This window comes from Nonlabens sp. Hel1_33_55, from assembly GCF_900101765.1.
In the GTDB taxonomy this organism is placed as follows: domain Bacteria; phylum Bacteroidota; class Bacteroidia; order Flavobacteriales; family Flavobacteriaceae; genus Nonlabens.
The window spans coordinates 942,330-965,279 of sequence record NZ_LT627735.1 but is presented as its reverse complement, the minus strand read 5'-3'; the positions used below and the strand labels follow the sequence as shown (position 1 = coordinate 965,279).

Sequence of the window (22,950 nt, the reverse complement as noted above, 5' to 3'; positions counted from 1 at the left end):
ATCTAAATCTATGGAAACCCTTTTAAACAGAGCAATTTATAGCCGACGCAACCTATTAAACTTTTGTTATTTTCTATTTGCTTTGTCGCTCTTCTCTTGTAAGAATGACACTCCTACTGAAGCAACAAATAAAGTTCAAACCACAATAGAGGAAACTGAAGAAACCTCCAATTCTGGTGATAAAACGATTCTGTTTTTTGGCGATAGTATTACCGCTGGATATGGTCTAGATGATACCAACGATGCTTTTCCTGGTGTGATTCAAACTAAAATTGATTCGCTGGAATTGGATTATCAAGTAGTGAATTCTGGCGTTAGTGGTGAAACTACCGCTGGTGGGCGTAGTCGTATTGAATGGATTTTAAATCAAGAAATCGATGTTTTTGTTTTGGAGTTGGGTGCTAATGATGGATTGCGAGGCGTTGCACTCTCTGAAACCAGAAACAATTTACAAGCGATCATCGATGCCGTTCAAGAAAAGGATGCCGATATTAAAATCATACTTGCAGGAATGCAATTACCACCTAATATGGGACAAGATTACACGAGCGAATTCAAATCCATTTTCACAGATCTAGCTGATGAAAACGATATTGAACTCATTCCGTTCATTTTAGAAGATGTTGGTGGTATTCCATCACTCAATCAGAATGATGGCATACATCCAACGGTAGAAGGTCACAAAATCGTGGCGCAAAATGTTTGGGACGTTTTGGAAGGCGTGATTACCAATCCATAGAGACCACGCAACTACTCGATAATTATAGTGAAGTGATTGTTTATCTCGCTTTCGCGAAAGCGTTATAAATCAGTCTTTATCCCACACTAACTGTATCTTTCTCTACAGCCAACTCTTTCATGATCTCAGCAAATAGACTATAAGATTTAATCTTGTCCTTTACATCATAGATATTACAAACAGCAATTAATTCATCTGCTTGGGTTTTATCCAAGAATTCTCTTACTTGCTTCTTCACCGTTTCCTTACTGCCTATGAAGGAATACTTTAGCATTTGATGAATTTGAGGATGTTGTAGAACTTGTTCCATTTCTTCGTTCATGGCAACTGGTCGTTGTACAAAATCTCTTTTACCAGTGAAGATTCCTAAAATCATCTTGATTAAAGAAGTAGACAATGCTTGGGCTTCCTCATCTGTATCTGCGATGATAATGTTCACTCCTGCCATTACATAAGGTTGATCCAAAACATTTGAAGGCTGGAACTCTTCTCGATAGATTCTAAGGGCATCAAACAAGTGCGTGGTTGCAAAATGACTTGCAAAAGCATAAGGCAACCCTTTTGCTGCAGCCAGATGGGCGCTGTCCGTACTGGATCCTAAAATGTAAAGTGGTACATCAACACCTTCTGCTACCGTTGCACGAACTCTAGAGGCTGCATTTTCTTTAGTGAAATATCGCTCTAGTTTATCTAGTTCTGATGGGAATGATTGTGCCGCCTGCATAAAATCAGAACGAATGGCTTGCGCGGTTTCACGATCAGTTCCTGGCGCGCGTCCTAGACCTAAGTCAATTCTATTGGGATACAAAGCTCCCAATGTCCCGAACTGCTCTGCTATAATTAGTGGTGAATGATTGGGCAGCATAATACCGCCTGAACCTATTCTTATCGTTTTTGTGTTTTCGGCGAGGTAACCCATCAAAATGGATGTGGCGCTACTTCCAATGTTGGGTGCATTATGATGTTCTGCTAGCCAGTAACGCTTGTAGCCATTCTCCTCTGCATTTTGGGCAATCGCTAATGTATTGTGGTAGGTCTGTTGAGTTGATTGATCCTGCGATACCAAAGCAAGATCAAGTATGGAATAACTTGTTTCTTTCTCTTTCATACAGATTAAGATTCAAATCCTATACCACGATACCCAACCTGACAACTAGACTTAATCGCTATAACAATTTGGTAAAAGAATAAAACATGAGTTAGCTAAACACCATGTACTCCTATAAAAATCCCAATCGATACTTACGCTTAAAAAAAATCCCGACCTGCATCGGGATTCATTTATAGTTTTCAGAACCTTGATCAGGTTACCAAATCTTAATTCGTTCTTCTTCTGTCTTATAATTGGCTTCACCTTCTTTTACGTCAAAAGCCTCATAGAACGGTGTAAAGTTCATTAAAGGTCCATTTACACGCCATTGCGGTGGTGAATGCGGATCTGTGGTAACATAATTGCGCAGAAATTCGTCACGCATTTTGACTCGCCAGATTCTGGCAATACTCAAAAAGAAGCGCTGCTCTGGAGTATAACCGCCTATTTGTTCATCTCCTTTTCCTTGATCTGTTAATTGAAAAGCATCATAAGCTATCGCGATACCACCATTATCTGCAGTATTCTCGCCCACGGTAAGTGCACCATTGAGATGTAAACTATCAAGCACTGTAAATTCTCCGTATTGATCAATGATTTGTTGGGTTTTGGCTTTGAACTTGGTATAATCATCTTCTGTCCACCAGTTGGATACATTTCCATCTTTATCGTATTGTGCGCCTTGATCATCAAAAGCATGCGTGAATTCATGACCTATCACCATGCCTATACCTCCATAATTTACCGCATCGTCTGCATAAAGATCAAAGTAGGGCGCCTGTAATATTCCAGCTGGAAACACAATCTCGTTAGCTGATGGATTGTAGTACGCCGTAACGGTAGATGGAGTCGTGTACCATTCATCACGATTAGGTGCTTTGTTCAGTTTAGCAAGTTCGTACTCATATTCATCAAGACGTAAGGCAACTACATTTTCAAAAAACTTCTCACGATCCATGGTTACATCATAAGTTCTCCACGCATCTGGATATCCTATCTTTTTATTGATCGCATATAGTTTGTCCACCGCTTTGACTTTGGTACTATCACTCATCCAGTCCAGTGCATTTATTCTTTTCTCCAGCGTTTTCTGGAAATTATTGACCAGATCTAAAGCTCTCGCTTTTGCGTCTTCGTTAAAATGGCGCTTTACGTATAATTGACCTAGCGCAAAGCCTAACTGATTGTCCACACGTCTAGTCATTAGCTTTTCTCTAGGTTGCTGTTGCGATTGTCCAGATAGAACTTTGGAATAGGCGAACTCTGCATCTTGAAATGGCTTACTCAGCAAGTCTGCGTGCGCACTGATTGTATTGGCTTTGACGTACAACTTCCAATCCTCTATAGGGATTTTTGCGAGAAGTGAATTGAGTTTGGTGTAATACTCCGTTTGAGCGATATCTACGGAATCTACTTTGGTTCCTAGCTTTTCCAGCATGGAATTCCAACCTATGTTGGGTTGCTGTTTTTGCAAGTCTGTTACCGCTGTCATGTGGTAATTTTTAGATACCACACGTCGTTCCACTCTCGTTTTATGCGATTGGGCTAGTTGTTTTTCGATGCTGTAGACTTTTTCCGCTTTCGCGAAAGCGTCATCTTCACCCACCAATTCAAACAACGTTGTCAAATATGTTTGATACGCTTCCTGGATTTGAGCTACGGACGGATCTTCTGCAAAATAATAGTCACGATCTGGCAAACCCAAGCCTGTTTGCGCAAAATGCAGGATGTTTAATTCACTATTTTTTTGATCTGGAGAGATGTATGGACCAATGATGGAATTGTCTGAAACTTTCAATTGTTGGATCACATAATCCAAGAGTTCACCATTATCCTTAATACCATCGATTTGCTTCAAGAGAGGCTCAATAGGTTTTGATCCACGCTGGTTAATGCGAGTCGTATCCATTCCAGACGCATAAAATACACCTACTTGTTGCTCAACGGTACCTTTTTCAAAATCTTCTTTTGCTACATCCTGAAGAATACCTAGTAGCAACTCCTGTTGTGGGATGTTTAGGAATCGATAAGCTCCTACTCCAACATGATCGTCTGCAATGGGTGTATTTTCATACCACGTCTTATTTACGTGGTCATAGAAATTATCACCAGGCGCAATGGAATCATTGATGCCGTCAAAGACGACGGTTCTATCTTTTTCTGGAAATGGAGTTGGGTCTGTAGATGTGTCGCTCTTACAAGAAGCTGAAAGCGCAAGAATTGAAATCAGGTAGATTATTTTGTTCATCTCTGGTTAGGTTTGTAGTAAAGATAGAAATTATTCAAGCGCCTGATCATCGTTATACAATATGATCATTGAGTTCTAAAAAGTACGAACAACAAAAAACCCATCACTTGCGCGATGGGTTTTTAAATTCAATTCCTTATTTCTAAAAGAAAACCGGAAGAGCAGTTTGTTTAAATTCTAACTAGAGAACTTTTACGTTTACTGCGTTCAATCCTTTGTTTCCTTCTTTAAGATCAAAAGATACTTCATCGCCTTCGCGAATTTCATCGATCAATCCTGAGATATGTACGAAGTGGTCCTTGTCAACACCTTCTTCAGTGATGAATCCGAAACCTTTAGTTTCATTGAAAAATTTTACTGTTCCTGTACTCATTGTAAATGTTATAATAATTAAGCTGCAAAGATGGACTTATTCTAGCTAGTAACAGCTATAATTCACACTTTAATTTGTATAAAAGGCTTTTGAAAATCAACAACTTAGTGTTAGTAGGACTTGCCGCATGTTTTGTTTTTGACAAATATTCCTTTTTATGACCTGATTAGTCAGGATTATAGGATGCTGACTAACAATCGAGTATTTTTAGAAAGTATAAACCTCTAAAACGCAACTAATGGCAATTATAAAAAGAGAAGATATTTCACAAGAGGTTTTTGACCTGTATGACGACTACGCTCATAACAAGATAGATAGGCGTATTTTTTTAGAACGCTTATCGGTTTTTGCGGTTGGTGCTCTAACGTTGCCATCGCTGCTAAGTTTTGTCCAGCCCAATTATGACGACCCAACGGTTGCCGTCGATGATGATAGGTTCCAAAGCGAATTCATTATATATGATTCTCCAAAAGGTGGCGGCGAGATACGCGGCCTATTGTCAAAACCTGCAAATCTTTCTGGAAAAGTTCCAGGTATCGTTGTCGTTCATGAAAATCGTGGATTAAATCCTTATGTAGAAGATGTAGGCCGCCAAGGTGCGATTGATGGATTCATCACGCTAGCTCCTGATGCACTCACACCGCTAGGTGGTTATCCTGGAAATGACGATGAAGGTCGCGAGATGCAGGGCAAACGAGACCGTCTTGAAATGCTTGAAGATTTTATCGCTGCGTATAATTACGTCAAGAATCATGAGAATTGTAATGGTAACGTAGGTGTTGTGGGATTCTGTTTTGGTGGTTGGGTAGCAAATATGATGGCGGTACAGCTACCAGGTCTTGGTGCTGCCGTACCGTTTTATGGTAGACAACCTGATAAGGAACAAGCTGCCGAGGTTCAAGCTCCGCTCCTACTACAATATGCAGGACTGGACGAGCGCGTCAATGCTGGATGGCCAGAGTATAAAGAAGTATTGGATTCCAATAATATTGAGCATACCGCCTATTTTTATGAAGGTGCAAACCATGGGTTCCATAACTATTCAACGCCTAGATATGACAAAGCTGCCGCAGATCTAGCCTGGAGCAGAACGATTGATTTTTTCAAGAAACACCTTTCTTAAATTTGAAGGTTTTGATAAGTTCGCTTTCGCGAAAGCGATTACATAAAATACTCATTCACTAAACTAAAAACCAATGAAAAAAACCAAACTATTCTTATCAAGCCTCTTACTGGCTGGATGTATCGTGACGGCACAGCAAAACGATCCAGTCGTGGAAGCCATCGTAAAAGATGCTACCGAAAATTCACAACTGGAGAATCTCGCTCATGAATTGATGGATGTCGTAGGTCCACGACTGGTGGGTTCACCTCAAATGAAAGCAGCTGGCGACTGGGCAGTCAATAAATATAAATCCTGGGGAATCGACGCCAAAACCGAAAAGTATGGCGACTGGCGCGGCTGGGAACGCGGCATCACTCATATAGATATGGTAGAGCCTCGAGTGCAAACATTGCAAGGAATGCAACTAGCCTGGAGCCCAAGCACAGGGAAAAAAGGCGTACGCGGTGAGGTGGTTGCTTTGCCAACGGTAGCCAATGAAGGTGAATTTCAAAACTGGCTCAAAACCATTAAAGGTAAAATCGTATTGACTTCCATGCCACAGCCTACCGGCAGACCTGATGAGAATTGGGAAGAATTTGCGACGCCAGAGTCATTTGAAAAGATGAAAGAGATGCGTGACACCATGAACAGCACCTTTAGAAACAATATGCGCAATATGGGAATAGGTTCCCGCGAACTGGATGCTACGCTTGAAAAAGCAGGTGCCATTGCAGTTATTTCTTCCAATTGGTCTAGAGGATTTGGGGTTAATAAAATTTTCAGTACAAGTACAGAGAAGATTCCAGAAATTGACCTTGAATTAGAAGATTACGGTATGCTATGGAGACTTGCAGAATCTGGTCATAAACCAGAGGTCAACATCGTTGCAGAATCCAAAGAGCTAGGCAAGCAACCTACATTCAACACACTAGCTGAAATTAAAGGAACAGAAAAGCCAGAAGAATACATCGTACTATCAGCGCATTTTGATTCTTGGGATGGCGGTACCGGTGCTACAGACAATGGTACGGGAACCATCACCATGATGGAAGCAGCGAGATTGCTCAAGAAACATTACCCAAATCCAAAAAGAACGATCATCGTAGGTCTTTGGGGTAGCGAGGAACAAGGTCTGAATGGTTCCAGAGCTTTTGTGGAAGACCATCCAGAGATAGTGGAAGGTGTTCAAGCAGTATTTAATCAGGATAATGGAACTGGTCGCGTGGTCAATCTTTCTGGCGGCGGTTTTCTTTATTCTTACGATTACTTGAGCAGCTGGCTCGATGCCGTTCCAAATGATATCACTAAGCATATTGAAACAAGTTTTCCTGGATCACCAGCTCGTGGTGGATCTGATTACGCTTCCTTTCAAGCTGCTGGTGCGCCAGCCTTTAGTTTGAGTTCGATTAGTTGGGATTACTGGAATTACACATGGCATACCAACCGTGATACCTATGATAAAATTGTTTTTGATGATGTGCGAAATAACGCGATTCTAACGGCAATCCTAGCGTACAAAGCCAGCGAGGATCCTGATAAAACCTCTAGAGAGAAAGCAGTGCTACCTATGGATAGCAGAACTGGTGAGCCTAGAGAATGGCCAGAGCCAAGATCACCCACAAGACTAGGCGGAATGTAGTCTAGTATTTGTTTAAACAAAAAAGCCATTCTAAAAATAGAATGGCTTTTTTATGATATAAATTCTGTCAAATAAAAGATAACAGTTAGCACCATTAAACAAACAAAAGTACCAATGCCAATACAAGACCGGCTGCGGCAAATAGCATTCCTTTTTTGAAAATAGGTGTGGAAGGTAAAAACATCCAAAACGCTGATACCACAAAGAATAGCAAGCTCACTCCAAAGAAAATATTTAAGAAATATAATGGATCGCCGGTTTCTGCCTTATGAAAGTTTTGCAATTTGTTGAGTATGTATGGCGTTTCTATTTTGGTATAGTTGGCTTCACCAGTACTCTTTTCATAAGTCCCATTTTTAAAGGTGATCGTTGTGGGAGATTCTGATGTCGCCTTGAACTTTCTTATTTTCAATTGTTGTCCTACCTGATCTGCCGTGAGATTAGGTTCCAATGATTTTTCAATGTTCGTTTTTTTCTTGAAAACATCAGTATCCCTATAAATTAGTGTGATACCACTAATAGCGTACACTGCCATGATACCAGCCAGGAAAAAACCTAGATAGCGGTGATACATTCTTACTTTATTGGATGTTTTTCTTCCCATGGTATTTTTGCATTATTTCTGTGGCTTCAAAATTAAGACAGTCCGCAAGAATTAAAAATAATTAAGCCTTAATAACCTTTAAGTTTTTGGAAATACCTTAACCCTAAATATGATTTGAAGTTGGAAGGTTATTTCGCTTTCGCGAAAGCGGAATATAAATCAACATTTCATCAAGTAATTTTCATTATCGTTAACTCGACTTTGTAAGAATTTTCAATCCACTTTAACTAAAGCAGCATCTATGACCACGTATTTTTAAATAAAATAGAAAGATGAAAAAGATACTATTTATGGCGGTTGCCATATCCATTAGTGGGATTGCAAATTCCCAATCAAATTTTGACCTTAATGTCAATCAAAGTATTCCAGACACTTCTGACAATGCGACAACTACTTCTAGTTTACAATCAAGCTTGTATCAAATGATTGCTCACTATCATGGTGTACAGCAAGCACATTGGAATGTTCAAGGACCTCAATTTGAAAGTCTACACGGTTTGTTAGGTGATTTTTATGGCTCCTTAGGTGCTGATATTGATCGTGTTGCAGAGCGTCAAATAGTTCTAGGAAGTGCTGCAGATGGTAGACCTGGACAGGTTGCTCAAAACAATACGCTTGGTACTACATCTACAGGTTTTCAAAAGGACTATAATGTCGTAAAGGATATCACCAATAAAACACAGCAACTTTCTAAATTCCTATCTGACCAGATCGAGATCACTGGAGAATCTGATGTAGTCACGCAAGATTTATTGATTGATGTGAAGGCAAGTGTTGATATTTATCTCTGGAAACTTAGATCGTTCTCTTACAATTAAGAAATTGATCCACAATATTTAAAAATGCCTTCTAATCAGAAGGCTTTTTTTATGCGCGCTTAGGTGGTACAACGTCGTCCTTTGTTCGTTTTCTGCTATTGATAAAGTAAACTCCTGTCAGTAAAAGCAGGGCAGCGATTCCCGTTTGTATACTCAGTTCTTCATTAAGAAAATGCCAGCCCAGCAAAATGGCGATCACTGGATTTACAAAACTTGAAGTGGAAACTTTTTCTGGCGAGACGTTCTTCAACAAATAATTGAAAGAGGTGAATGCCGCGATACTACCGAAGAGTATCAAACAGATCAGCGAAATCTGGGTTTGTGTTTCCCAATTCAAGGGCGATTTCCAAGTCTCTCCAAAAGCCAGACTACCTAAAATCAATATGAATCCTGCGGTAAGCATCTGATAAGCGGTCGTGACAAAAAAGTTGGAAGGTAAATCTGCAGCGGCCACAAATAAACTACCGCTACACCACGCAATCAAACAGCTAAAAATCATGACTATTCCTATGACCATACCTTCCTTAGCGATAATATCGTTCTGACTGACTAACAAATACATCCCAACAAATCCTAGAGCCACGCCAACCATGGATTTCCATTGCAGCTTTTTACGCTGAATTATTCTCATCATTAGTAATATGATCAATGGTTGTAAAGCTGCAAGCAGTGAAGCAAATCCTGAATCCACCCATTTGAGCGCCCAAACAAATACACCGTTTCCATAGGCTAGGAAAAGAAATCCAGCCAAAACACAATTGAGCAGCTGCTTTCTAGTAATAGCAAGGCTGTATCCTAATGATTTTGCAATGATGAAGATGATGATACTCGCAAATGTGAACCGAATAGATGCTAAAAAGAAAGGTTCTAATTCCAGCACCGCCATTTTATTCCACAAAAAGGTGCTGCCCCAAAACACGTAGATGCAAAAAAATGCAAGGATCAGTAACCATGTTTTTTTGGAAAGGCTCATAAGCTAATTTTGCTGCTGGAATTCAGCTTGCAAAACTAGGACAATACTGCGCGTTCCAACTACAGGCAATTGGTTAATTCCTATGTAAAATTAACTATTGGACTAATTCCACTTATTCCTGATTTCTTCCAGATTCAAGTTGTGGATACTACCTTCATGGGAATGCTTTTTAGAGTAATCTGGCTCGTAGGTTCCGTTTTGCACTTGACCGCCAATTGTTTTGTAAGCATCTCTAAAACTAGCTCCTTCAACAACTAGGTTATTGATGCTGTCCACGGTGAAGAGATATTGGTATTTAGGGTCGTTAAGATCAACATCCTTCACAATAACCTGTTTGATCGCATAATTCAAGATCTCTAGACAATCCTGCATGTCCACAATCGCTCTGATCATGGATTCCTTCATAAGTTGATAATCACGATGATAACCACTAGGTAGATTGTTGGTAAGCAAAACCATCTCGGTTTGTAGCGCTTGAATCCGGTTGCATTTTCCTCTGATTAGTTCAAAGACATCTGGATTCTTTTTGTGAGGCATAATGCTACTGCCGGTTGTGAGTTCATCTGGAAAGCTGACAAAGCCAAAATTCTGACTCATATACAAACAGATATCCATCGCAAATCTGGAAAGTGTATTGGCCAGACTACCTAGTGCATAACTAATGGTGCGCTCACTTTTACCACGCGCCATTTGTGCTGCAACAACATTGTATTTGAGCGTTGAAAACCCCATTTTTTCAGTGGTGAAAGAACGATCGATAGGGAAAGAACTTCCATAACCAGCAGCACTTCCTAGCGGGTTCTGATCCACGGTCTTGAAAGCTGCCTGTAGCAAATAGTTATCGTCCACAAGCAACTCTGCATAAGCGGAAAACCACAAACCAAATGATGATGGCATAGCGACTTGCAAGTGCGTGTAACCTGGTAATAATGAATCTTTATGTGTTTCTGCTAGATCAAGGAGTGTTGAGAAAAGTTCGTGCGATTGTGATTGAATTGCAGATAACTGTTCCTTGTAAAATAGCTGTAATGCCGTAATTACTTGGTCGTTCCTTGATCTTGCCGTGTGGATCTTTTTACCAACCTCACCGTAGCGTTTAGTGAGTTCGCTCTCTATTTTAGAATGCACGTCTTCAAACTCATCTTCTATAACAAATTCTCCATTCTCTATTTGTTGGTTGAGAATGGCTAATCCTTGCGTTAGTTGTTTTAGCTCAGTAGAATTGATGATGCCTATTTTCTCTAACATTTGAGCATGCGCGAGCGATGCTTGAACATCGTATCCTGCTATATGCAAGTCAATTTCCCGATCATTACCAACGGTAAATTGCTCAATGCGGTCATCAATTTCAATTCCTTTATCCCAAAGTTTCATATGCTTTCTATAAAATTCTCTCTAATATTTCTCTATAAATCTCTATTCCTTCCTCTATTTCAGAAACGTAAATAAACTCATCTGCCGTGTGAGACCGTTGGCTCAATCCTGGACCCAACTTCACTGATGGGCAAGTTAATACAGATTGATCTGAAAGTGTAGGTGATCCGTAAGTGCCTCTTCCTATCGCAATTCCAGCTTTCACTATATCGTGATCCATGGGAATGCTGGAAGAATTCAATTTGAGTCCGCGAGGTGTGATGCTGTCACATGGTGACTCTTTTTGTAGTAAGTCTGCTATTTCTTCGTTGCTGTACGCATCATTAACTCTAACATCAACTACCAGTTCAACTTGAGCAGGAACGGCGTTGTGCTGCACACCAGCTTTAATCTGGGTCACCGTCATTTTTACATCTCCTAACGACTTACTGGTTTTTTCAAACTTATAATTTTTGAACCAATCCAATACCTTGATACAATTGTAAATAGCATTATTCTCATTGGGATGTGCGGCGTGGCTCGCAGTTCCCTTAACGATAGCGTCAAAAACCACTAATCCTTTTTCTGATACAGCTAGATTCATTTGAGTAGGTTCTCCTACAATGGCCACATCAATATGAGGTATCACGGTTTTCATGCTTACGAGACCTTTGTCACCACTACTCTCCTCTTCTGCACTTGCAACAATTACTAGATTGTATTTTAAATCTTTATGGTCATAAAAATGAACAAAAGTGGCGAGCAAGCTAACGAGACAACCACCTGCGTCATTACTGCCCAGACCATACAATTTATCGCCTTCAACAGTTGCTTTGAATGGATCTCTAGTGTAGGCTTTGTTGGGTTTTACCGTATCATGGTGAGAATTAAGTAGGATAGTGGGTTTACTTTCATTAAAATACTTATTGATCGCCCAGACATTGTAATCGGTCTGTTTTGTTTCTACATCATGATTTTCCAGCCAGGTTTTGATGAGCTGCGCCGTTTGGTCTTCCTCGCTAGAGAATGATTGCGTTTCTATCAACTGTTTTAATAAGTCAATGGCTTGAGAGGTTAATTCGCTCATAATGTAAGGGTTGTATGGTGATCGTCGCTATTTGATATCATGCTTGCAAGACCTATATGGACACTGGAAACGCCATTATCTAGTGCTCTGATGCTATTCTGCATTTTTGGTAACATACCGTCAGCGATGACTTTTTCTGACTTTAATTTCTCGTATTCGTTCTTGTCTATACTTTTTACTAGGCTATCGGAATCATTGACATCTCTTAAAACACCTTGCTTCTCAAAGCAGTAGTATAGCTGGGTTGAGTACGCTTTCGCGAAAGCGGAACATACATCAGCCGCAACGGTATCTGCATTGGTATTGAGTAATTGACCAATACCATCGTGCGTGATCGCGCAAAAAACAGGAGTTATTCCATTATCGAGCAACAATTGGATGAAATCTGTATTCACATTTTCAGGATCGCCCACGTGACCAAAATCAATCGGGTTTTTATCACGGATTTTAGATTTAATACTATTCCCATCAGCGCCAGTCAAACCCAATGCGTTGCAGCCCAAGGCCTGTAATTGTGCCACCAAATTCTTATTAATTTTTCCAGCATAAGCCATCGTAATAATGTCCAGCGTGGCATCATCTGTAATACGCCTACCATCGATTTGTTTCACGGGAATATTCAGATCTCGAGCCATGGAACTAGCAAGATTACCGCCACCATGAATCAATATTTTAGCTTCTTTAATGGCTTTAAAATCTTGCATAAACGATTCCATCGCAACGGAATCATCGATGAGCTTACCTCCTATTTTAATAACTTTTAAAGTTTTCATTTTCAATTATTTAAAATCGACTGAGTCTACTATTTGTTTAGATTATTCCTTTTCTATTCATCCAATCGTTTTTGGAAATTTCAAACCTTATATCTGTATAATTTTGCTCTTCATTATAGACCTCTTCAATCGGCTTCATGAATTTACTTAAAATCTTAACTGAAGCTTCATTCGTAGCGTTTGCACCAGCCGTAACTTTTGTTGCCTCGAGAACGTCGAAATAATAATTAAGCATTCCTTTAGCGATTTCGGTTCCATATCCATTGCCCCAGTATTCTGGTCTAAAGCGATAACCTAATTCTTGTCTTTTTATGTCATTTATAAGAAATAACGCCAGACCGATGACTTCATCTTTTCCTTTTTCAATAATCCCAAAAAAGCATTTCTTCATCCCTATATCACTCAACTCAATCTTCATAGCTTTTGCATAACGATCAGCAACTATTTCTTTTGAAGCTGGTTTTACAGGAATTTTTTCAAGAATCACTGGATTCGTAATTAACTCTGCAAAATTATCTTTATCAAACTCTGTTATTCTCCTTACTTCCAGCCGATCTGTTTCAAAAATTTTCATTCAATCTGTTTTTCTAAAAACGAGTTTTGAAATCATTATTCATGGGAATCTAATAACAACTTTAAAACCGCCTGCGCAGCATACGTCCTATTCCCTGCCTGTGTGATTACAACCGATTGATCGCTATCTAAAACTGCATCTACTACCACGACATTACGTCGCACAGGTAAGCAATGCATGAATATCGCTTTGCCTAGTTTCTCTTTGGTCATCATCCAGTTGGCATCTGTGTTTTTTACTTCGCCATAATCTTCGAAACTGCTCCAATTCTTTACGTAAACGACATCGGCATCTTTTAGGGCTTCCTTTTGATTATGATTGATGGTGACTCCTTTTGTGATGTTTGGGTCTAGATCATACCCTTCGGGATTTGTGATTACTAAATCTACATCAGTCAGCTTCATAGCTTCCACAAAACTATTGGGAACAGCATGAGGCAAAGCACGTGGATGAGGCGCCCATGACAAAACCACTTTAGGCCTTTTCTTCTTGACCAATTCTTTGATGGTGACGGCATCTGTCAATCCTTGTAATGGATGAAATAATGCACTTTCCATATTCACTATGGGAACACCGGCATGTTTAATAAAGGCGTTTAACACCTTTTCAGTATAATCTAAATCCTTGTCTTTTAATCCTGCAAAGGCTCGTACGGCAATAATATCAGCGTATTGAGCAATCACTTTTGTAGCTTCTTTGATATGCTCTGCCGTATCCATATTCATTACGGTTCCATCACCAAATTCCAAATTCCAAGAATCTGATACATTCAATACCATCACATCCATCCCTAAGTTGCGCGCAGCTTTCTCTGTGCTCAAGCGTGTACGCAGACTGCTATTGAAAAAGACTAAAGCGATAGTTTTACGCTTTCCCAAGTCTTCAAAAGCATAGGGATCTGCCTTAAGCTGCAATGCAAGATCAACGGTTCCCTGAAAATCGGTTAAGCTATCTAGGTTGCTGTAATGTTTCATTTTGTTGCTGTTTTCAGCGCAGTTTTGAGAGCGCTAACAAATGTATCCAAGTGTGATTTTTGAACCGTCAACGATGGCAGGATCCTGATGAGATTTGGATTCTTGCTATTACCGGTAAAAATCTTATGATTCAATATAAGATCCTTGCGCAAATCGGCTATTGGGAAATCGAACTCAAGACCTAACATGAGACCACGACCTTTAATTCTTGTGATTTCTGGAATATCCTTGATTTGATTTAAAAAGTAAGCGGACATGTCGCTTGCCGCCTGCATTAACTTTTCCTTCTCAATGATATCCAAAACCGCATTAACCGCGGCACAAGCCAGGTGGTTCCCGCCAAATGTGGTTCCCAACATTCCAAAACTCGCCTGAATATCTGAATGAATCAAGACGCCTCCAACTGGAAAACCATTACCCATTCCTTTAGCAATTGGGATCAAATCTGGTGTCCAGTCATGTTTTTGAAAGGCAAAGAAATCGCCTGTCCTACCAAACCCAGATTGAACCTCGTCTGCAATGATGAGACAATTATGCTTTCGCGAAAGCGAATATATATCTGAGAAAAAACTAGTTTCAGCTTCATCCAGTCCACCAACTCCTTGAATGGTTTCTACGATAATCGCACAGACGTCGCCGGTTTCCAAGGCTTTTTCAACCGCATGAGTATCACCCAACTCACAGAATATCACTTCCTGCTGGGCGTTGATGGGCGCCACTATTTTAGGATTGTCAGTTGCGGCAACAGCTGCAGATGTACGACCGTGAAAACTATTTTTGAACGCAATCACTTTACGTTTCCCAGTGGCAAAAGAAGCTACCTTTAACGCGTTCTCATTGGCCTCTGCACCTGAATTACACAGGAACAAATTGTAATCCTTGCAGCCAGAAAGTCTTTTTAGCTTTTCCGCCATTTGTGTCTGCAGTGGATTCTGTATGGAATTGCTATAAAATGCAATCTTACTTAACTGATCTGCGATGCGAGCCACATATTCTGGATGGGAATGTCCTACAGAAATTACAGCGTGACCTCCATATAAATCGAGGTATTCCACATCATTCTCGTCATAAATAAAAACATCTTGCGCCCTTACCGGAGTGATGTCAAACAACGGATATACATTGAAAAGTCCCATTAGAAATAGCTGGCTTTAAGGTTAAGACCTAAGGTTTCTTCAAGGCCGTAAATCAGATTCATATTATGCACCGCTTGTCCAGAAGCTCCTTTTAAAAGATTGTCAATGGCACTGGTCACCAATAGTTGAGTACCATGTTTTTCTAGCTGGATCAAGCAATTGTTGGTATTCACAACCTGTTTCATATGAATAGGTCGTTCTGTGACATGCGTGAAAGCTGCATGTATGTAAAACTTCTTATACATCGACTGTGCATCTTCTAGACTGCCATCGAACTGTGTGTAAACCGTTGCAAAAATCCCACGAGAGAAATTCCCGCGATTGGGAATAAAGTGAATTTCCTGATCAAAATCTTTCTGTAATTGCCTAGTCGATTGATTGATCTCTCCTAAGTGTTGATGATTGAAAGCCTTGTAATGGCTGAAGTTATTATCGCGCCACACAAAGTTTGTGGTGTCAGACAGGCTTGTACCGGCACCTGTCGCACCTGTAACGGCATTGACGTGAATATCAGATGTTATGGATTCGTTCGCCGCAAGTGGCAAGATGGCTTGCTGGATCGCAGTTGCAAAGCAACCTGGATTTGCGATGTAATCTGCTTTTTCAATCTCATCAAGATTCAATTCTGGTAAACCATAGACAAATTGTTTGCCTTGGAAAAGCGAATCTGCCGTGAGTCTAAAGTCATTGCTTAAATCAATGATCTTGGTATTATCGCTGAAGTCATTTACCTCTAAAAACTTGCTGCTGTTGCCGTGTCCTAAACAAAGGAAAACCACATCAACTTCAAGATTTACCTGATCTGTAAACTTTATATCTGTTACTCCATATAGATCTTGATGTATATCGCTTACTGGCTGGCCTGCCTTTGATGTGGTAAATACAAAATCTATCTCGACTGCTGGATGATTCAGCAGGATTCTGATGAGTTCGCCTGCTGTGAAGCCGCTACCTCCTATTATTCCTGCTTTGATCATGAGTCTTTATTTACTTGTTGGTAAATCTTCTGCGCGTTGCTGTAGATCTTGATGAAGCCTTTAGCATCGTCTGCAGTCCAGGCTTTATTTTCTTCACCATATGTCCCGAATCCAGCATTCATAAGATCAAATTCGGATTCAATACCATCAAGTAGGAATTGATATGGTTTTAATGTGACAAACACTTTCCCAGTGACGCTTTTCTGACTGCTTTGAAGGAAAGACTCGATGTTACGCATTACTGGATCTAGGTACAAACCTTCATGTAAATGCATACCGTAAAAACTAGATAAATATTCTTTGTGCTGTAACTGCCATTTGCTTAAGGTATGTTTCTCAAGCAAGTGATGAGCTTTCACTAATATCAATGAAGCGGCTGCTTCAAAACCAACACGCCCCTTAATTCCTACGATCGTATCACCTACGTGAATATCACGTCCTATAGCATAAGCCGAGGCTATGTCATTTAGTTTATCAATAAGCACGTACGACTCGTCAGAATCTCCATTTATCGATGTCAATTCACCATTAGTGAATCCTAAAGAGATTTGTTTAGGTTCTTTAGATTCTAGTTGAGATGGATAAGCAGATTCTGGTAATGCTTTACTAGAAGTTAAGGTTTCTGCACCACCAACACTGGTTCCCCATAATCCCTTGTTTACTGAATATTGGGACTTTTCCCAATTCATATCCACACCATTGGATTTGAGATATTCTATTTCTTCCTGACGTGAGAGTTTTTTATCTCTAATTGGTGTGATAATCTCAATATCTGGAGCAAATGTTTGAAATATCATATCAAATCGTACCTGATCATTTCCTGCGCCAGTACTACCATGCGCGATAGCGGTCGCTCCTATTTTATTAGCATAATTGATAATTTCAATAGCTTGAATAATACGCTCAGAACTTACTGATAATGGATAGGTATTATTCTTCAACACGTTCCCGAAGATGAGATACCTCACGATCTTGTCGTAGAACGTCTTTATGGCATCTATGTTCTTATAAGTGGAAACGCCCATTTTGTAGGCGTTGCTTTCAATATGGCTAATTTCTTCTGACGTGAAACCGCCTGTATTTACACTAACAGCGTGAACCTCGTAGCCTAAATCTTTAGAAAGGTGAACAGCACAATAAGATGTATCGAGACCGCCGCTGTAGGCGAGAACTAATTTTTTCATTTGCTTGGATCTTTAGTTTCGTCTTTTTTAAAGAGAATGGATTTTTTAATATTTTGAAGTCGGTCGTGGAGTGTTTTGGAAACCACCTTTTTTTCTGGTTCTTTTATCTTTTTATTAGGATCATAAAGCATCCCAGTACAAAGGCACATCTTGCGGTTAGTTCTGGTCAAAACGTCAAAGTTTTTACAGGTCTGACAACCGTTCCAGAAAGCCTCATCAGTTGTCAGTTCTGAAAAAGTTACGGGTTGATAGCCCAACTCATAGTTGATTTTCATCACGGCAAGACCTGTAGTAATACCAAAAATCTTGGCTTCTGGAAATTTAGTGCGAGAAAGTTCAAAGACTTTCTCTTTAATCTTTTTGGCGTAGCCTAAACTTCTATAATCGTGGTGCACAATCAATCCAGAGTTAGCCACATATTTACCATGATCCCAACGTTCTATGTAACAAAAACCGACAAATTTATCGTCATCTAACGCGATGATGGCGTTACCGTTATCCATTTTGGTTTTGATATATTCTGGAGTTCGTTTTGCGATTCCAGTATCACGTTCCACAGCTGACTTATTGATGGTCTCACAGATTATATCTGCAAATTTGTAATGTGAAGTGTCTGCAATTCCTATATACATTGCGAGCGGTTTAAATGAGTAAAATGTTATTTGAGATGATGCGGAAACGGACTCACCTGATTCCAAAGTCTAGATAGCCCTTACGGGCGACGAGGATAACAAAGCATTGTCCTAAAGGATATAGCTCGTGTAAATAGAAAAAAAGAAAAGTAGATATTCAAAATAGTTTGTTTAATTAGAGATAGTTGCGCATCGCATTAGCGGCGGCGCAAACTGGGTAGAAATCCTATAGTTCTATTTTGAATCATAGTTTAAATTTACATACTTCTGTAAGATTCTGCAACAAATGGTGTCAAATTATGAATTAAGTAGGTTGTAATTGGGTGGTTTTTAGTTCGCTTTCGCGAAAGCGTATTAATAATACTTTAACAACACTGAATAAGAAATGCAAAAAAAAGTATAATGATATTTGTAGGGCGGTTCCTATATTTGTAACTCCCAATTTCTGACCACCAGGTATATATGAGTATGTTAAGCGATAGTAATGCAGAGAGGCAACTGAAATCCATCAAAGGTATCTTTGAGGATCAAAAGGCGCTTTCGTTCAATCTTTTTCAGCACATGCCTATTGGTATATGCATTACTGACTCTAAAGGTATTTTTACAGATGTTAATGCCACTTATTGTGATATCTATGGATACACTAAGGATGAGTTGATAGGTAATTCCTTTACTTATGTCGTACCAGAGGAACAAAAAGAAAAACTCTTGGACTACCATGAGGAGTTCATGCAAAGACAATATGAGTTGCAAGGCCGCTGGACCGTTCAAAACAAAAGCAACGAGCAGTTTGATATAATTGCTAATGCTGCTTATTTAAAAACGGAAGAGAATGACAGCCGCAAAATGACGCTGGTTGTCAAAGCCGAAGAACTTGAGGACACTGTAAAACGCCTTGAGACCACCATTGCAATTCTAGAAAGAAAACTAGAAACGCAAGACATAGCGAATAGACTTGCTGAACATGATTTGCGCAACCGTTTGAGCTCTATAGTATCTGTAGCAGATATTTTATCCAACAGTAAGGTTGATGAAAAGCAACGTAAATGGATTGACACCATCAAGCGTATAGGAAAAGACACTTTGCTCTTATTATCGTCTGCCAGAGATTTTGCCAGAATGGAACGTGGTGAGTATGAACCAGAGATTACAGAATTTGATCTTGTAGCGTCACTTGCCAATGTTACCAAAGATTATATTGATACGATTGAAGAAAAGAACCTAATGATTCATTTAGTGCGCGATGGGAAAGACCTCGAGCCAAGTACTGACGAGTTAATGTTCAAGGGTGACGAATTCTATCTGGAGCACATGTTTCAAAATATACTGGGAAATGCCATCGAAGCTTCACCAGATAATGAAGAAATAACGATCGACCTTGCCTGCGATGATGAGCTGAGAATCTCGTTTTCTAATATGGGAATGATCCCAGAAGATATCCAGGAAACATTTTTTGAAAAATACACCACATCTGGGAAGGATCGTGGTACCGGATTAGGAACTTACATCGCTAAAATGATTGCAGGTTTCCACGGTGGTAATATTTCGTTCATTTCTTCTAAAGAGGAAGGAACCACATTATTTATTGTACTTCCCATAGACTGTATTACATAAAAAAAACCACGCTAATGGCGTGGTTTTTTTTTGTTTTGAAGCGTTGTATTAAAGCCTCGTGCCGTCTTCTTTATAATTGACCTGCTCCGTTGAATTATCATTCATGAATTCTACTTTGTAGAAAACTCCTTTGCTAAAATGATTGACTAGTTCTACTTCTTTTATCTTTTGATTTTTAAAATCTCTGGTTACTGCATCGTTAACCGATTTTGGAATATCATTTTGAGCTAAAGTTAATTCGGTTTCAACCCATAAGCCATTTTCCTTAAAACCAGCACGGTAATCCTCACCGTTCCTATCAAATTGTGCTTCCCACAATCCAGAATCGTCTTTTACCCAATTGGCATCATCTTCATCAGGATATTTGTTTAAAAAAGTTGCCACAACTGATTGTGGGACTTTTTCCTTTTCGGTCATTTCGCAACTAGAAATTATAATAGTTGCTGCTAGAATAAATATAAGTTTGTAGTTCATTTTGTTCTCCCAATTTTGACAAAAATAGGCAGGACATGAGGTTAATGATGTTTATGAAAATCCAATTGGCTTAGGTTTAGTCAATAGTTATGTATAATGGTGTCAAACGTTAAATTAGAAAAGATCGTTTGTTAGGCGCTTCCTACATAATCGATTAAACGATCATAATACACATATGTTCATTAGGTATTGGAACAAATATTGTTTTGTATTCGAATATTCGTAAGTTGCGCTGCTTATTTTTAAGCCGACTTCACCCTTAAACCTAGTCAAAGATACATTTGTACAATTATGAAGATTGCCCCAAGACCTTCTAATGAAATACTAAGACAGCAGGCACTTGAGAAATATCAAATTCTCAATAGTTTACCAGAAGATAGCTACAACAATATTACAAGAATTATTGCTGCTATCTGTGATACACCTATTGCTCTTATCTCTCTTATAGGCAATGAAACCAATTTCTTTAAATCGAGACATGGTATTGACTTAACAGAATCACCACGAGATTTATCCTTTTGTTCTCATACCATCATCAGTGATGATGATATAATGATGGTTAATGATGCTAGAAAAGATGATCGCTTTGTAGGCAATCCAGCCATAGAAGAGCAAAACACTATTTTCTATGCAGGTGTTCCCTTGATAGATAAAGAAGGTTTCAAGCTTGGAACTCTTTGTGTGTTTGATGGCAAACCCAGAGAATTAAATGAGACGCAAATAGACTCATTAAAAAGCATGGCAAAGCATGTTATGTTACTTTTTGATGAGCGTTTACAAAATTTTGAACTTAAAAAAATTCAGGAAGAGTTAGAGGTTCGTAATCAGGAATTGAAGGATTTTGCTGGTATTGTTACTCACGATCTCAAAACACCGTTAGCGCACATATCCATGATATCACAGCTGCTTGCAGCTGACAATAAGGATAAGTTTACAAAGGATTCCATGGAGTATTTGGAATTACTAGAAAATGCTGGATTCAATTTGAGCAGGTATATAGACGGTATGTTGCTATTCTATCAAAGTGACGAACTAGTCTCTGATGAACTTGATGATGTAAACTTCACAGAACTTGTCGAGGATATCATAGCTATGACTGGTAAAGATGCAGCGGTCAAGATATCCTATTCTCCTAAGGAGCCAACGATTATTAAATCAAGCAAAGCCGCTCTACATCAAATCTTATTGAACTTTGTTAATAATAGCATCAAGTACGGTGATAAGAAAACCACTAGGGTGTCAATAGACCTGTTTGATCAAGATGAATACTACAGCATTTCTGTATCAGACAATGGTCGCGGTATTCCTCAAGAAAAAATAGATCACGTATTCAATCTTTTCTACACGGCAGATGAAGAAGATCGACATGGAAATAAAGGAACCGGGATAGGTCTAGCAACTGTGAAAAAATTGTTGGGCCATCTAGATGGTACTTTTGACATACAATCTGAAGTTGGTAAAGGAACCAACATTACCATTTTCCTTCCAAAATTTCTTAAACAGTAAGATTCGGTTGATTACAACTGTGAATCAGGAACATCAGGTAATTGCTGTCTGGTGGGTTTGATGACAAATGGAGTAAACCAATCCCAAGTGATTCCCACAGAAAATCTTGTAAAATCCTCCAAGAACCTATAGTTGTAATCATCTCTACCAATAGATAACTGAGTCATAAACCCAAAGTCATTGCTAAATGGGTAGATCATAAATCTCGTTTCAGATCTATAGGGAACACTAGATGGATGTGAGCCTAAATGTAATAAAGCCTGTTCGCTGATTACATACCTGATGTCTTTATAGTAACCTGTGTATTCATAGCCCAATTCTATGCGGTGCCTTCCATAGATTTCAATGTCTTCTGGATTATACCCACCAAAATCTGCCACTCCCAAAAACTTATTGTGATACAATTGATAGGTTGCAGTCATGGAATGTATTTTCTCTGGGACATTTTGAGAATCAAATTTGTTTAGCCTGTAATTGATGCTAAATCGTGTCAAATTGGTAGAAAAATTACCAGTTTGTCTATTAAGTAAAGCGGCTAGATTAGTGTCATCTGTAAATTCATCGTACAATGCTCTGCTTTCTTCAGAGTCATCTTCAAATTCAGTACTGAAGGCACTGCGTGATTGTCCGTTACTGTAATGTCCCGACTCGATGGCCGCGGTTAAAAAGTTATCACTATCGGTTTTAATGATCTTTTGCCATCCTATCAGTAACTTATAACTAGGTGTTTTTACCGGTTTAGACTCTTCATTATAAATTCTAAATTCTGGTTGAAAAGTTAAGTAAATCGCATCACCACTAGTGATGGTGTCCTTATTCAATGCAGATCTTAAATCGTTATAAATACCATAATAAACCGTTGGCTTTGCTTCAAGTAATATCTGTTCATAAGGATTATTTCCCAAACCTGCAGACAATTCAGGACGTACAGATATAGGATAATATTCTTTAAAGCCACTCGTACTCTGATCTTGAGCTGCAGCATAAAAGCCTAATATCATTAACACTATGATAGTATATTTCATAAATATTCAAAGATGAAAATCGGATAGGGAACCATAAAGGCGCCATATCCGA

The 22,950-nt window shown here is 39.2% G+C and carries 22 protein-coding genes; 6 read left to right on the top strand and 16 right to left on the bottom strand.

Going from position 1 to position 22,950, the window contains the following annotated elements; genetic code table 11:
- The first annotated feature begins 10 nt into the window (after nucleotides 1-10).
- Nucleotides 11-739, top strand: coding sequence for an arylesterase (locus BLO34_RS04210; RefSeq protein WP_231959558.1), 729 nt, complete (start codon nucleotides 11-13; stop codon nucleotides 737-739).
- 76 nt (nucleotides 740-815) lie between these two features.
- Here BLO34_RS04210 and BLO34_RS04205 read toward each other — a convergent pair whose 3' ends face one another.
- From BLO34_RS04205 to BLO34_RS04195, 3 genes are all read right to left on the bottom strand, one after another.
- Nucleotides 816-1,847: an LLM class flavin-dependent oxidoreductase gene (locus BLO34_RS04205; RefSeq protein WP_090752896.1), complete on the bottom strand. Its 1,032-nt coding sequence runs from the start codon at nucleotides 1,845-1,847 to the stop codon at nucleotides 816-818.
- Between the two features lie 199 nt (nucleotides 1,848-2,046).
- Nucleotides 2,047-4,077 (bottom strand): M13 family metallopeptidase, encoded by a 2,031-nt coding sequence (locus BLO34_RS04200; RefSeq protein ID WP_090752894.1) that lies wholly within the window; start codon nucleotides 4,075-4,077, stop codon nucleotides 2,047-2,049.
- 181 nt (nucleotides 4,078-4,258) lie between these two features.
- Nucleotides 4,259-4,450 carry a cold-shock protein gene (locus BLO34_RS04195; protein WP_041496837.1) on the bottom strand — a complete coding sequence of 64 codons (192 nt, stop codon included), beginning with the start codon at nucleotides 4,448-4,450 and terminating at the stop codon, nucleotides 4,259-4,261.
- Between the two features lie 238 nt (nucleotides 4,451-4,688).
- Between BLO34_RS04195 and BLO34_RS04190 the strand changes: the two genes are divergently transcribed.
- Entirely contained in the window at nucleotides 4,689-5,573 is an 885-nt protein-coding gene (locus BLO34_RS04190) for a dienelactone hydrolase family protein (RefSeq protein ID WP_090752892.1), read from the top strand.
- A gap of 73 nt (nucleotides 5,574-5,646) precedes the next feature.
- The gene (locus BLO34_RS04185) at nucleotides 5,647-7,194 is read left to right on the top strand and encodes a M20/M25/M40 family metallo-hydrolase (protein WP_090752890.1); all 1,548 of its coding nucleotides are present in this window, start codon (nucleotides 5,647-5,649) and stop codon (nucleotides 7,192-7,194) included.
- 94 nt (nucleotides 7,195-7,288) lie between these two features.
- Here BLO34_RS04185 and BLO34_RS04180 read toward each other — a convergent pair whose 3' ends face one another.
- Nucleotides 7,289-7,798, bottom strand: a complete 510-nt coding sequence (locus BLO34_RS04180) for a PepSY domain-containing protein (protein WP_090752887.1) — start codon at nucleotides 7,796-7,798, stop codon at nucleotides 7,289-7,291.
- Between the two features lie 272 nt (nucleotides 7,799-8,070).
- Here BLO34_RS04180 and BLO34_RS04175 point away from each other — a divergent pair, with 272 nt between their 5' ends.
- Nucleotides 8,071-8,616, top strand: coding sequence for a Dps family protein (locus BLO34_RS04175; RefSeq protein WP_090752886.1), 546 nt, complete (start codon nucleotides 8,071-8,073; stop codon nucleotides 8,614-8,616).
- Nucleotides 8,617-8,665: 49 nt separating this feature from the next.
- Here the strand turns inward: BLO34_RS04175 and BLO34_RS04170 are convergent, their stop codons facing one another.
- From BLO34_RS04170 to BLO34_RS04125, 10 genes are all read right to left on the bottom strand, one after another.
- Nucleotides 8,666-9,589, bottom strand: a complete 924-nt coding sequence (locus BLO34_RS04170; RefSeq protein ID WP_090752884.1) for an EamA family transporter — start codon at nucleotides 9,587-9,589, stop codon at nucleotides 8,666-8,668.
- A 102-nt stretch (nucleotides 9,590-9,691) separates the two neighbouring features.
- Nucleotides 9,692-10,963, bottom strand: coding sequence for an argininosuccinate lyase (argH, locus tag BLO34_RS04165; protein WP_090752883.1), 1,272 nt, complete (start codon nucleotides 10,961-10,963; stop codon nucleotides 9,692-9,694).
- 7 nt (nucleotides 10,964-10,970) lie between these two features.
- Nucleotides 10,971-12,029 carry a M20 family metallo-hydrolase gene (locus tag BLO34_RS04160; protein ID WP_090752881.1) on the bottom strand — a complete coding sequence of 353 codons (1,059 nt, stop codon included), beginning with the start codon at nucleotides 12,027-12,029 and terminating at the stop codon, nucleotides 10,971-10,973.
- Nucleotides 12,026-12,802, bottom strand: coding sequence for an acetylglutamate kinase (gene argB / locus BLO34_RS04155; RefSeq protein ID WP_172823952.1), 777 nt, complete (start codon nucleotides 12,800-12,802; stop codon nucleotides 12,026-12,028). The genes BLO34_RS04160 and argB overlap by 4 nt, the downstream gene beginning before the upstream one ends.
- 37 nt (nucleotides 12,803-12,839) lie before the next feature.
- A complete protein-coding gene (locus BLO34_RS04150; RefSeq protein WP_090752876.1) occupies nucleotides 12,840-13,376 on the bottom strand; it encodes a GNAT family N-acetyltransferase in 537 nt (178 codons plus the stop codon).
- 35 nt (nucleotides 13,377-13,411) lie between these two features.
- The gene (locus tag BLO34_RS04145) at nucleotides 13,412-14,350 is read right to left on the bottom strand and encodes an acetylornithine carbamoyltransferase (RefSeq protein WP_090752873.1); all 939 of its coding nucleotides are present in this window, start codon (nucleotides 14,348-14,350) and stop codon (nucleotides 13,412-13,414) included.
- Entirely contained in the window at nucleotides 14,347-15,486 is a 1,140-nt protein-coding gene (locus BLO34_RS04140; protein WP_090752870.1) for an aspartate aminotransferase family protein, read from the bottom strand. The genes BLO34_RS04145 and BLO34_RS04140 overlap by 4 nt, the downstream gene beginning before the upstream one ends.
- Nucleotides 15,486-16,463, bottom strand: a complete 978-nt coding sequence (gene argC, locus BLO34_RS04135; protein ID WP_090752869.1) for an N-acetyl-gamma-glutamyl-phosphate reductase — start codon at nucleotides 16,461-16,463, stop codon at nucleotides 15,486-15,488. Before argC ends, BLO34_RS04140 begins: the two co-directional genes overlap by 1 nt.
- Entirely contained in the window at nucleotides 16,460-17,647 is a 1,188-nt protein-coding gene (locus BLO34_RS04130; RefSeq protein ID WP_090752866.1) for an argininosuccinate synthase, read from the bottom strand. The genes argC and BLO34_RS04130 overlap by 4 nt, the downstream gene beginning before the upstream one ends.
- Nucleotides 17,644-18,279 (bottom strand): GNAT family N-acetyltransferase, encoded by a 636-nt coding sequence (locus tag BLO34_RS04125; RefSeq protein ID WP_090752863.1) that lies wholly within the window; start codon nucleotides 18,277-18,279, stop codon nucleotides 17,644-17,646. Before BLO34_RS04125 ends, BLO34_RS04130 begins: the two co-directional genes overlap by 4 nt.
- 462 nt (nucleotides 18,280-18,741) lie before the next feature.
- Here BLO34_RS04125 and BLO34_RS04120 point away from each other — a divergent pair, with 462 nt between their 5' ends.
- Nucleotides 18,742-19,893: a PAS domain-containing sensor histidine kinase gene (locus BLO34_RS04120; protein ID WP_090752861.1), complete on the top strand. Its 1,152-nt coding sequence runs from the start codon at nucleotides 18,742-18,744 to the stop codon at nucleotides 19,891-19,893.
- Nucleotides 19,894-19,941: 48 nt separating this feature from the next.
- Here the strand turns inward: BLO34_RS04120 and BLO34_RS04115 are convergent, their stop codons facing one another.
- Nucleotides 19,942-20,367 (bottom strand): PepSY-like domain-containing protein, encoded by a 426-nt coding sequence (locus BLO34_RS04115; protein ID WP_090752858.1) that lies wholly within the window; start codon nucleotides 20,365-20,367, stop codon nucleotides 19,942-19,944.
- A 291-nt stretch (nucleotides 20,368-20,658) separates the two neighbouring features.
- Between BLO34_RS04115 and BLO34_RS04110 the strand changes: the two genes are divergently transcribed.
- Nucleotides 20,659-21,873: a sensor histidine kinase gene (locus BLO34_RS04110; RefSeq protein WP_090752855.1), complete on the top strand. Its 1,215-nt coding sequence runs from the start codon at nucleotides 20,659-20,661 to the stop codon at nucleotides 21,871-21,873.
- Nucleotides 21,874-21,884: 11 nt separating this feature from the next.
- Here the strand turns inward: BLO34_RS04110 and BLO34_RS04105 are convergent, their stop codons facing one another.
- The gene (locus BLO34_RS04105; protein ID WP_231959557.1) at nucleotides 21,885-22,898 is read right to left on the bottom strand and encodes a hypothetical protein; all 1,014 of its coding nucleotides are present in this window, start codon (nucleotides 22,896-22,898) and stop codon (nucleotides 21,885-21,887) included.
- Nucleotides 22,899-22,950: the final 52 nt, after the last annotated feature.